Genomic DNA, 12091 nt, shown 5'->3' with positions numbered 1-12091 from the left:
AATTTAGCTCTTAAAAGTACTAATATTTTAAAAGATGATAATTATAAAATACAGTGATTTAAAGTTAAAAGATTTGAAAAATAAGAGAATACTATAAAAAAGAATCTACAGGTATTAAAATTTAAAAAGTAGATTCTTTTTGTTTCAATTTAAATTTTTAAAATATATAAAGCTTTTCAGTGTGTAACACTTACATTTAAACATTAATATATAGATATTATACATTAATATTTAGGAGGAATTTTATGAGTTATGATAACACTATAATTATAACCGGTGATAAAAGTAAATTAAAAAACTTTTATAATGATTTTAAAAAGGATGGAAAATTTAGTTTGTCTAATATAATATCAGAGCCTTTTAAAAAAGATATTGAAGATAAAAAAGGAATTATTGTAGATAAAAAATTTTTAAATAATAGGGTTTTAAGACTTGTATATAATAAAAAGCAAAGAGATGTATATAAAAAAGTACGTAATGATTTAGTAAAAAAAGTGTGTAAAAATAATGGGTTAGTTCCAAAAGGTATAAAAAAGGATAATCCAATAAACTATTATTTATATATAAATAATAAAACAGGTAATATAGAGTTTGATATTAATGCATGGAGATATATTCATTGGGGTAACAATGTTGATGAAGGAAAAAATATATACTATGAAGATTTAAAAGAAGATAGAATTTTGTTAAAATCTACAAATAATGGAATGCTACCCCTAGAATTTATACTATACTGTGAAAAAAAATATAAAGGAATAAAATTTAGATGTTTTACAGATAAGGACTATGGAAAACCTGACATATATGAATTTATTATAAATAAAGAAAATCGTACTACAAAGATATTAAAATATAATAAAATGGATTTTATGATTAATATAATGGAGTTTGACAAAATGACTGCTTATAGAAAGCTTTATGACAATTTGTTAGAAGAATTATTACTAAGGCATAAATATAATAAAGAGGAACTAGTAGATTGTAGCATATTTAAAACAGCATTAAAGGCGGCTTATGAATATAATATAGATTTAAAAGGTACTTGTAGTGAAGAACTAATAAAAATAAACAAAGTATAAGTAGTTTTATAATAAAAATCTAGAGTTTAATCTCTAGATTTTTATTATGTGCATTTAAAAAAGAATGTAAATTTAAAAGAAGGATTTAAAAAATAGTTATTGAATTATAATCTATATAAGGTAAATTCAACGATTTAGAACTAAGGACTGAAAATTTATCTGTTAATAAGGAGCAATAAAATGAATTCAGGAAAAAATATTAAGCTAAAATTTTCTAACTCATTTCCAGCCTTAACCCATAAATATTTTAGATATTTTTGGTTTGGTCAATGTGTATCTTTGATAGGTACATGGATGCAAAGCACAACACAAGGATGGTTGGTACTGGAAATAACAAATAGAAATACCTCTTTTTTATTAGGTCTTATAAATGCACTTCAATTTACCCCAATGATGATTTTTTCACTTTTTGCAGGTGTTATAGTAGACAGATTTTCCAAAAGAAAATTACTTATATTTACCCAAATAGGTCTTATGTTAATGGCAGTGATACAGGGATTTTTAGTACTTACAGGATTAGTAAGATTTTGGCATTTGGCTATTATAGCATTGATTACTGGATGTATAAATACTATAGATATGCCAACTAGGCAATCTTTCGTAATAGAACTTGTTGGAAAGGAAGATCTTATGAATGGTATAGCATTAAATTCTTCAGTTTTTAATGCAGCTAGAATTTTAGGACCATCTATAGCTGGTATAATAATAGCTTATACAGGGATAGAGGTATGTTATATTATAAATGCAGTATCATTTATACCAGTTATTTATGGTATTTTTAAGATAAAATCAAAACCTGTAAAAATTAATGAGAATAAAAACATGTTAAGAGAAATAAAAGATGGGCTTATATATATAAAAGGTAATAGAAACCTTGTGAAAACTTTTTCATTAATAACCATAATGGGAATATTCGCTTTTAATTATAATGTTTTAATTCCATTATTTGCAGTTGATATATTAGGACTTTCAAGCAAGGGGTATGGATTTTTAATGTCGTCTTTAGGAATAGGTTCATTAATAGGGGCTCTTACAATGGCTACAAAAAGTAAAAATGGTCCTAAATTTAAGCTTATATTATTTGCAGCATATATAGTATCACTTTTACTTATCATTTTAGGAATTAATAGAGGACAATATGTTATGGCTTTACTACTTAGTTTGGTAGGAATATTTAATATAACTTTTTCAACCAGTGCAAATTCTACAGTACAGTTGAATTCAAAAGATGAATATAGAGGAAGGGTTATGAGTGTATATAGTTTGTTGTTTGCAGGTGTGGCGCCAATAGGGAGCCTTTTTACAGGTACTATATCAAATAATTTTGGGCCAGCTAAAGCATTTATATTTAGTGGTATAGTGGCAATGATTTTTATAACTGCTGTATATATTATAGATAAGATAGTTAAAAATAAGTATATAAATATAGATAATTAATATAAAAAACTACTATAAGGCATGCTTTATAGTAGTTTTGTGTTTACATAGGTAATGTAAAATATAGGTTAAAAAAATAAAGTTTTATTGATACATTTATTATTTATTGGTATCATGGTAGAGTGATTATGCAAAAATGGAATCAATAATATAACATAAAAATATGTAGTAAAACAAGTAATTTAAAATTAAAAAAAGATAAGGAAGTGAAAAAATGTACATAATTAATTTTATTAGGGGATTTTGCATGGCATTAGCAGATAGTGTACCTGGAGTATCTGGAGGAACTATAGCCTTTGTATTGGGCTTTTATGACAAGTTTATAAATTCACTAAATGATATAGCATGTAAGGATAAAGAAAAGAGAAAAGAAGCTGCATTTTTCTTGATGAAAATAGGAATTGGGTGGGTTATAGGACTTGTTTTATCAGTTTTATTACTAGCATCTATATTCGATGAACATATATATTCAATTAGCTCGTTATTTATAGGATTTATTATTATGGCTATACCAATAATAATAAAAGAAGAAAAAGAAAATTTTTTAGGAAAATATAAGAATGTGATATATGCAATATTAGGAGCAATTCTTGTATGGGCTATAACATATTTTAATCCAATGAATGGAGCTGGAAGCATAGATATATCAATAAATAGCTTATCGCTATCACTTGGTTTATATGTATTTTTTGCAGGCATGATAGCTATATCAGCTATGGTACTTCCAGGAATATCAGGTTCAACACTACTTTTAATATTTGGATTATATATTCCAATAATAAGTGCAATAAAAGAAGTTTTAACCTTTAACTTTACATATTTACCAATACTTATTATATTTGGATTTGGAGTTTTATTAGGAATTGCAGTTACAATTAAAGGAGTAAAGTTTTTACTTGAAAATTATAGATCCCAAACTATGTATTTTATATTAGGTCTTATGATAGGTTCAATATATGCAGTAATTATGGGACCACAATCTTTAGAAGTTCCAAAATTACCAATGAATTTTAAAACATTTAATATTATTTTCTTTATATTAGGTGGAGCTTTAATACTAGGACTTGAAAAACTTAAAACTTATTTTGAGAATAAAAGCAAATAGTAAAAAACTACTGAAAATTTCAGTAGTTTTTTGTTATATCTATATAAATAAGTTTAATCCAGAATCTTCTGTAGCGCCTAAATAAGAAGCTACACCACCAAGGTCTACACCAGGTATTAGTTCCTCATGTTTTATGCCCATAAGCTCCATAGACATTGTGCATGCAACAAGCTTAACACCCATTTTTTTTGCGTTTGTTATTAAGGTATCTAAAGAATCTACGTTGTTTTTATCCATAATGTGCTTTATCATTTTTGGACCCATTCCAGCCATATTCATTTTAGAAAGTGGTAATTTATCAGTATTGCTAGGTAGCATTACATCAAACATTTTTTCTATAGTGTTTTTGGAAACTGAAGGTTTACTTTTCTTTTTCAAAACATTAAGGCCCCAGAAAGTAAAGAACATAGTAACTTGTTTTCCCATTGAAGCAGCCCCAGTAGCTATTATAAATGAAGCAATAGCTTTATCTAAATCACCACTAAACACTACCATTGTAGCGCCATCTTTTTCGGTAGAATCACTGCATAAGTTAGGCTTGTTTTCTAAAGATTTATTTCTACCTTTCATAATTTTTGTTATATACATTTTCTTATTATTATCTCTAGTGTTTTCAATAAGTGTATTGCCGGTATTCTTACACCAAGAGGAGATATCATTTTTAAAACCTGCATCGGTAGAAGTTATTTTTAAAATATCTCCATCTTTTAATTTTGACATTTCTTCATATACTTTTCTTATTGGACCAGGGCATTGAAGACCACAAGTATCAAGAGTTATAATGGTTTCATTATTATTTTTCACTATAGATTCTCCTTTATTATCATTATTTTCATATGAAGAATGATGTTGAACAATTGGTTTTGAATTTTTATAGGTCCTATATCCACCATCTACATTTTTACATTTAAATCCGTTTAAAGTAAGGATTCTTGAAGCAATATAACCTCTTAAACCTGCAGCACAATAAACATATATTAATTTATCTTTTGGTAGAGAAGATAAATTATCACGCAAAGTGCCAAGTGGAATATTCATAGCATTATCTATATGACCTAAATCAAATTCTTCTTTTTCGCTTACATCTAAAAAGAAACTTTTTTCTTTTACTAAGGCATCTATTTCATGCCATTGAATTGTATCAACATAACCCTCAATTATATTTGAAGCAACATAGCCTGCCATATTCACAGGGTCTTTTGCTGAAGAATATGGTGGTGCATAACAAAGCTCTAAATCTTGAAGATCAAATACAGTTAGGTCACTTTTAATTGCAGTAGCAATTACGTCAATTCTTTTTTCAACACCGTCTGCACCAACAGCTTGAGCACCTAATATTTTACCGGTTTTAGAATTAAATATTAGTTTTAAATTTATTATAAAAGAACCAGGATAATAACTAGCGTGAGAGCTTGGATGTATATGGCAAGTTTTATACTCAATATTATGCTTTTTTAAGGTCTTTTCGTTGTTACCAGTAGATGCGACAGTTAAATCAAAAATTTTAGCTACTGAAGAACCAAGTGTTCCATTGTAAGGAGTTCTTTTACCACATAAAGTGTCTGCTAAAACTCTACCTTGTCTGTTTGCTGGCCATGCAAGTGGAATCATAGTAGGTTTTTTATTTATATAATCTATAACTTCAATAGCATCACCAAGAGCATATATATTTTCATCGTTAGTTTGCAAATATTTATTTACTACTATGGCGCCTCTTTCATTTAATTTTAATCCAGCATTTTTAGCTATTTCACTTTCTGGTTTTACACCTATAGAAAGTATAATTAAATCGGTATTAATCTCCTTACCGCTATTTAAAATTACAGTTTTGCCATTATTTTTAAAGGAATTAACACCATCTTCTAAAATTAAATTAATGCCAAATTCTCTTAAATGATTATGGACAATAGAAGCCATTTCAAAATCTAAAGGTGCCATTACTTGATTGCTCATTTCAACTAAAGTAACTTTTATTCCTTTATTGGAAAGATTCTCAGCCATTTCTAGACCTATAAATCCACCACCAATAATTATAGCAGTTTTAGGATTAGTGTCATTTGCAAAATTTTTTATTTTATCAGTATCTGGAATGTTTCTTAATGTAAATAGATTATTGCACTTATCAATTCCAGGAATGTTAGGTTTTATAGGAGAGGCACCAGGTGAAAGTATTAAAATATCATAACTTTCAGTATAAGTTTCATTAGTTTTCAAATTTTTAACAGTAACACATTTTTCAGGTCTATTAATATTGATAACTTCACTAAAATTTCTAATATCCATATTGAATTTTTTACTCATTCCTTCTACAGTTTGAAGTAAAAGAGCATCTCTAGATTTAATTTCACCGCCTATATAATAAGGTAAACCACAATTAGCAAAGGAAATATATTCACCTTTTTCAAACATTATTATTTCATTTTCTTCATTTAATCTTCTTAATCTTGCAGCAGTGGAAGCACCGCCAGCAACTCCACCTACAATTAGAATTTTTTTGCTCATAAAAAACCACCTCTTAATTAATATTTTTAAAACATAATATAAGGATAAAGTGATATAAATGCTATAACTCTATTAGAAATAAATTTTAATAGCGAAATAAAATTTGATATCAATGTATTTAAAAATTTTATAATTAATATAAATTTATATTTATATATTAAAAACATATTTAGTTTGAATATAATAACATTTTAAAATTTTAAGAAAAGTAAATTTATAAATTTAGTATATCCTAAATTTTATTTAAGATTCGTAAATATATTTCAAAATATAAGTTGATTATAATATTGTAATATAGATTATTGTAATAAAATTGTAAAATATATTATTATTATATTTAAATAATACGATATCGTTACAAAATAGTCAATAAAAATAGTGAAAATTTATATATGTTTGAAATTGTTGTGGTATATGATATAATTAATGGAATTTTATTATAAGGAGCGTTATAAAATGAAGAATAAAATAAATTTAAATGAGCTTTTGGAAATATATAATATGGAACTTGATGATGTTAAAAATCTTTATAATAAAGAAGAAGGAACTATTATTTTAATTTCACAGGAAGATATAAAAGCAGTAGAAGAAGGAAAAAAAGTTGAAGATTTTGATGAGTGGAAAGAAGAAATAATTCTTAATGCTCTTGATTATAAAACTAACAAAAATAATTATATAGAATTTCCAAGAAGAGAAGAATTTGATGAATATTTATCAATGGAAAAGTTTATACAAAATTGTAATGACGAAAATTTGAAAGTAGAGTTAAATTTAAATATTAGTGGTGAGGATGCATTTAGAGCATTTAAAAGCGCATTGTATAGATTAGATTTAATTGATCAATGGTATGCTTTTAAAGATAAGGAATTTTTAAAGTTTTTAGCTCAATGGTGTAACAAAAATGAAATTGAATATATTTTAGAAATTTAGGGTTAGTATGTAATAAAAAATAATGAATTTGAATAAATAATAAAAAATTTAGGAAATCTATTGAAAATAAGAGCTAATATGGTTATAATGAAGATGGTAAAAAGTTAATAATGATTTAGGTACCTTTAATTAGGTATAATAGGGAAAGTGGTGAAAATCCACTACAGCCCCCGCTACTGTATACGGATACGAAATCAATATCCACTGGAATTTATTTTTCTGGGAAGGATGGTTAAGGTTAAGCCGTTAGTCAGGAGACCTGCCTAAAACATACAATAACATTATAATTTCGGAGGGAAGTTAGGTGTATCACGAAACTTTTTGTCTTTTATTTTAAAAGGCTTAGTTAATACGCTATCAGTGATATATACCTCCAAAGTTATGGAGGTTTTTTTATTTGTAAAAATAATCTAAAGTTAAATTTAAAAACATGTTTAAAATAGATTTTGAAAACTTTACAAATAAAATAAATTTCTATATTAGATAGTAAGATATATAGCCTAAGAATTCCAACGCTGCAATAGCTTTTTACTATAAGGGTAAATTGCAAAAATCTAAAAACATATAATTAATATGTTTAAATGAAAATTTATTTGAAGTAAAACAATGAGGTTTTATTTTGAACAGTATATAAAATTTATAATTATTTCTTATAAAATTAAAATAAAGTAAACAAAATTAAAAAGTCAATATAAATGAAAGTTTGGTTGTGAAAGTTAACATCATATAAAAATAAAAAAGTAGAAGTTTATACCCACATATAATAACTACAAATAGAGCTGAAATATAGAAATAATATAAATTATAAATATATACTATGAAAATTAAACAATGGAGTTTAATTTAATGAGTTTTCAAAATGATTTTTGCAATTTATTTTTTTATATAAATACATTTAAAGTTCATGTAAACTTTACAAATATTATATTGAAATTATATTTTTTAATTTATAATTATAGGTGTTGTGTTATAATATAAAAATAAAACTTAGAAAGGAACAGGTAAATAGAAGAATGAACAATTAATCTACTTTCAATGAATAGTTATAAAAGCGAATATAAGCCTTATCAAAAGGTTTTTTAATATGCTTTTAATAATTCTGTGAGTAGATGTGAGCCTGTTTGCTAATTTTTATTATAATTATAATAGTATAGTACACATATTAATTTCCATGTTTTAAAGTTTATGTTGCTGATAAATAGAATGTTAAATTTTATTTAGGTGACTGTATTTGTATTATTTATATTATTGTAAATATTTAGTTGAATGTGTAAATCTTCTCCAGAATTTAAAGGAGGAGATTTTTTTTGTCAAAAATAAATTTTAAAGATATGAGTTTTAACTATAATGGAAGCTATGAAAATATTTTTGAAGATGTAAATGTTTCAATAGATACAAATTGGAAAACTGCTATTATAGGAAGAAATGGTAGAGGAAAAACAACACTTTTAAGACTTATAAATAAACAATATAAACCATCTAAGGGTACTGTTGAATACAGTGGAGAAAGTAGTCTTTTTCCAGTAGATATATGTAATAAAAGTGATACTACTATTAATATAATTAAAGACATTATAGGAAATTATAGAATTTTAGAAGAAAAGATAGATAAATATTTAAAAAAATATATAAGTGAAGAGGAATATTTAGTTACTTTACAAGAATTTTTAGATATAGATGGATATAATATTAACTTTTTAATAGAAAGAGAAATAGAATATATGGGATTGAAAAGGGAAATACTAGAAAGAAGTTACGATAGCTTAAGCGGTGGAGAGCAAACTAAAATACAAATAATTGCATTATTTCTTCAAAAAAATAATTTTATATTATTAGATGAACCTACTAATCATTTAGATGTTGAAGGAATTGAAGTTCTTTTAAATTATTTAAAAAATAAAAGTGGATTTATAATTGTGTCACATAATAGATATTTCCTTGATGCTTTAGTTGATCACGTTCTTTATATAAATAAAAACTCTATAGGAATAGAAAAAGGTAATTATAGTTCATGGGAGAAAAATGAAGAATTAAAAATTCAATTTGAAAAAAGAAAAAAGAAAAAATAGAAAAAGAAGTTAAAGAATTAGAAAAGGCAGCCAGACAAAAGAGAACTTGGTCTTTTAAAAGGGAAAAAGAAAAGATTGGTTCTGGAGATAAAGGTTTTGAAGGAGCAAGAGCTGCTAGAATTATGAAAAGAGCTATTTTAATAGAAGACAGAATAGAAGAAAATTTGAATGCAAAAAAAGAACTTTTAAAGGATTATGAAAGAGAAAGAAAACTTAAATTTGAATCAAGCATAAAAGGTGAAAATATATTATTAATATCTAACATAACTGTTTTAAGAGGGAGTAAAATAGTTATAAATAATCTATCTTTTAATATAAAAAAAGGTGAGAGGGTTGGAATTAAAGGTCCTAATGGTAGTGGAAAGACTACGCTATTATATGCCATATTAGGAATTTTAGAATTAGAAGAGGGTATAATAAAAATTGAAAATAGATCAAAAATAGTATATGCATCTCAATTCCCTAAATGGACAAATGGATTTTTGAGGGAACATTTAAAAAGTGAAAAAATAGATGAAACTAGATTTAGATCTATACTTGGTTGTATGGGTTCAGATTCAAAGGTATTTGAAAGAGACTTATCTACATTTAGTGTAGGAGAATTAAAAAAAGTAGACTTAGCTTACTGTTTTTATAAAGATGATTGTTTTCAAATTTGGGATGAACCACTAAATGGTTTAGATATAGAATCAAGAAAACTTATAGAAAAAGCAATATTAGAGTTTAAACCAACCATTTTATTTGTAGAACATGATAAAAGTTTTATTGAAAATATATCCACTAAAATAATAGATTTGAATATTAATTATTAAATTAATTAAAGAAGCTAAGTTTTTATTAAACATATATTTTAACCTTAGCTTCTTTAAAATAAAAATATTTAAAAAACAAATAGATGTAGTTTAATCATTTAAAAAACCAATAATTAGTATTATTTACTTATCAAAAAAATAATTGTATAGTTTAATAGTATATTTTAATTGTTGAGTATTTTTGTAAGATATTCAATATAATTTAAAAATGAGTTAAAGAGAGGAGTATATTGGCATTTAAAAGGTTGTGCTAATAAATAAAATAATGAATAAAAGAACAAAGTTAATATTAACTACAATGACATTAGCATTTTCGATATTTACTTTTACTGGTTGTTCTAATTCTGATAAAGGTAAATCATCAGCAACATCAGATATAAAAACTATTGAATCAGAAGAGGTTAAAGAAAATATTGAAAAAAGTGATTGGATTATTGTAGATACAAGAGAAAATGATGCTTTTAATGGATGGAAGCTTGATGGTATTTCAAGAGGAGGACACATAAAAGGCGCTACAGATTTTTCAGCAGCTTGGTTAAAAATTGATAATAAAGATAAAGATATTACATTAGATAAAGCATTAGAAACTAAGGGAATATCAAAGGATAAAAATGTAATTTTATATGATGCTAATGGTAAGGATGCTACGGAAGTTGCAAATTACTTATCAAATAAAGGATATAGTAATCTTTATACATATGATATTAAACAGTGGGCACAAGATTCTAGTAATCCTATGGAAACTTATGAAAATTATCAAATGTTAGTACCAGCATCTTGGGTTAAAGATTTAATAGATGGAAAACATCCTGAAACATATGATGGAAAAGATTATAAGGTATTTGAGGTTTCGTGGGGAAAAGAACAGGATTCACCAAGTTATTTGAAAGATGGACATATACCTGGATCTGTACATATTAATACTGATGATATAGAAAAAGGACCGCTTTGGAATAGAGTTTCTGATGAGGAACTTGAAAAATTTGCAGTTGCAAATGGAATAACAAAAGATACAACTACAGTTTTATATGGAGATGATTCAATGGCTGCATTTAGAGTTGTAACTATATTAAAATATATGGGTGTAGAAGATGTTAGAGTATTAAATGGTGGAACTAATAAATGGGTTAAATCAGGATATGAATTAGAAAAAACATCAAATAAACCAGTACCAGTAAAAAATTTTGGGGCTAAAGTTCCGGCAAATAAGAATTATATAGTTGATTTAGATATGGCAAAAGACATAATAAATGATAAGAAAAACAGCAAATTGGTAGATATTAGAAGTTGGGAAGAGTTTATAGGAGAAACATCAGGATATGACTATATAAAAACAAAAGGACGTCCAGTAGGCTGTGTTTGGGGGCATGCAGGAACAGATGCGAAGAGTCTTCAAGATTACAGAAATATAGATAATACAATGAGAAATAAAGATGAAATAATTAATATGTGGAATGAATGGGGAATAACTCCAAATCAAAGATTAGCATTTTATTGTGGAACCGGTTGGAGAGCAGCAGAAGTTTTATATTATGCAGATGTTATGGGTGTTAAAAATATTGCACTTTATGATGGTGGATGGAACGAATGGAGTGGAAATACAGGAAATGAGCCGAATCCTATAGAAACAGGGGACCCGGTTAAGGTAAAATAAATGAAGATGAAAAATATATTAAATTGGATGATTTCAGTAATAGAAATAGGTATAATAATATTTGGTATAGTTATACATCAATTATCAACTAAAAAAATGGGAGTTATGCGTTCATTAACATATAGAAATCATGTGTGGAATAGTAAAAATATAGATGAAATACTTATATATATTTTAATAATAACAGCGATAATGTTTTTAATAATAACTATATACAACTATAAGAAGAATAAAATATGGAATATAGTGAATTTGATTATTCTTATATTAAATATATTAGCAATAGTGTTTATGACAAAATTAAATTCGGATTTACTTTTGTCATACTATGTTTTATCTATGTCAATTACAATAGTTTTTGTAATTGAAGTTTTAAAAAACTATTATTAAAATAATAAAATTAATATGATTAAATATAAAACAGATATTACTTTAAAGTAATATCTGTTTTTGTAATAAGTGATTTATTATAAAAATCATATAAAATTTTAAATGCTTAATAT

At 25.5% G+C, this 12091-nt stretch carries 9 protein-coding genes and 1 riboswitch; of the genes, 8 read left to right on the top strand and 1 reads right to left on the bottom strand.

All coding sequences use genetic code 11. From position 1 onward, the window contains the following. The first annotated feature begins 245 nt into the window (after positions 1-245). The 3 genes from CSGHG_RS12125 to CSGHG_RS12115 all read left to right on the top strand — a co-directional run bounded on the left by CSGHG_RS12125 (position 246) and on the right by CSGHG_RS12115 (position 3621). Entirely contained in the window at positions 246-1079 is an 834-nt protein-coding gene (locus tag CSGHG_RS12125) for a hypothetical protein (protein WP_010295650.1), read from the top strand. 180 nt (positions 1080-1259) lie between these two features. After that, positions 1260-2516 carry an MFS transporter gene (locus CSGHG_RS12120; protein ID WP_010295648.1) on the top strand — a complete coding sequence of 419 codons (1257 nt, stop codon included), beginning with the start codon at positions 1260-1262 and terminating at the stop codon, positions 2514-2516. Positions 2517-2730: 214 nt separating this feature from the next. Further along, a complete protein-coding gene (locus CSGHG_RS12115; RefSeq protein WP_026022335.1) occupies positions 2731-3621 on the top strand; it encodes a DUF368 domain-containing protein in 891 nt (296 codons plus the stop codon). Positions 3622-3660: 39 nt separating this feature from the next. Here the strand turns inward: CSGHG_RS12115 and CSGHG_RS12110 are convergent, their stop codons facing one another. Continuing rightward, positions 3661-6123, bottom strand: a complete 2463-nt coding sequence (locus CSGHG_RS12110) for a CoA-disulfide reductase (protein WP_010295643.1) — start codon at positions 6121-6123, stop codon at positions 3661-3663. 456 nt (positions 6124-6579) lie between these two features. Here CSGHG_RS12110 and CSGHG_RS20700 point away from each other — a divergent pair, with 456 nt between their 5' ends. The 5 genes from CSGHG_RS20700 (at position 6580) to CSGHG_RS12085 (ending at position 11978) form a co-directional block, all read left to right on the top strand. Continuing rightward, on the top strand, positions 6580-7053 hold the full coding sequence (locus tag CSGHG_RS20700; RefSeq protein ID WP_010295641.1) for a UPF0158 family protein: 474 nt from the start codon (positions 6580-6582) through the stop codon (positions 7051-7053). A 100-nt stretch (positions 7054-7153) separates the two neighbouring features. Further along, positions 7154-7334, top strand: a riboswitch (cobalamin riboswitch). A gap of 1026 nt (positions 7335-8360) precedes the next feature. Continuing rightward, positions 8361-9122: an ATP-binding cassette domain-containing protein gene (locus CSGHG_RS12100; RefSeq protein ID WP_010295639.1), complete on the top strand. Its 762-nt coding sequence runs from the start codon at positions 8361-8363 to the stop codon at positions 9120-9122. Positions 9123-9244: 122 nt separating this feature from the next. Continuing rightward, on the top strand, positions 9245-9934 hold the full coding sequence (locus tag CSGHG_RS12095; protein WP_010295637.1) for an ATP-binding cassette domain-containing protein: 690 nt from the start codon (positions 9245-9247) through the stop codon (positions 9932-9934). A gap of 265 nt (positions 9935-10199) precedes the next feature. Next, positions 10200-11588: a rhodanese-like domain-containing protein gene (locus tag CSGHG_RS12090; RefSeq protein WP_026022334.1), complete on the top strand. Its 1389-nt coding sequence runs from the start codon at positions 10200-10202 to the stop codon at positions 11586-11588. Between the two features lie 6 nt (positions 11589-11594). Further along, on the top strand, positions 11595-11978 hold the full coding sequence (locus CSGHG_RS12085; protein WP_155844761.1) for a hypothetical protein: 384 nt from the start codon (positions 11595-11597) through the stop codon (positions 11976-11978). Positions 11979-12091 lie beyond the last annotated feature (113 nt).

This window comes from Clostridium senegalense JC122 (assembly GCF_000285575.1).
GTDB lineage: Bacteria > Bacillota > Clostridia > Clostridiales > Clostridiaceae > Clostridium_J > Clostridium_J senegalense.
Note: the sequence above shows the minus strand (reverse complement) of the source record. Positions and strands in the feature narration are given on the sequence as shown.

Bases quoted from the DNA above. Each gene is read 5' to 3' on its own strand.
- CSGHG_RS12125 (WP_010295650.1), top strand. From the start codon at position 246: ATGAGTTATGATAACACTATAATTATAACCGGTGATAAAAGTAAATTA.
- CSGHG_RS12120 (WP_010295648.1), top strand. From the start codon at position 1,260: ATGAATTCAGGAAAAAATATTAAGCTAAAATTTTCTAACTCATTTCCA.
- CSGHG_RS12115 (WP_026022335.1), top strand. From the start codon at position 2,731: ATGTACATAATTAATTTTATTAGGGGATTTTGCATGGCATTAGCAGAT.
- CSGHG_RS12110 (WP_010295643.1), bottom strand. From the start codon at position 6,123: ATGAGCAAAAAAATTCTAATTGTAGGTGGAGTTGCTGGCGGTGCTTCC.
- CSGHG_RS20700 (WP_010295641.1), top strand. From the start codon at position 6,580: ATGAAGAATAAAATAAATTTAAATGAGCTTTTGGAAATATATAATATG.
- CSGHG_RS12095 (WP_010295637.1), top strand. From the start codon at position 9,245: ATGAAAAGAGCTATTTTAATAGAAGACAGAATAGAAGAAAATTTGAAT.
- CSGHG_RS12090 (WP_026022334.1), top strand. From the start codon at position 10,200: ATGAATAAAAGAACAAAGTTAATATTAACTACAATGACATTAGCATTT.
- CSGHG_RS12085 (WP_155844761.1), top strand. From the start codon at position 11,595: ATGAAAAATATATTAAATTGGATGATTTCAGTAATAGAAATAGGTATA.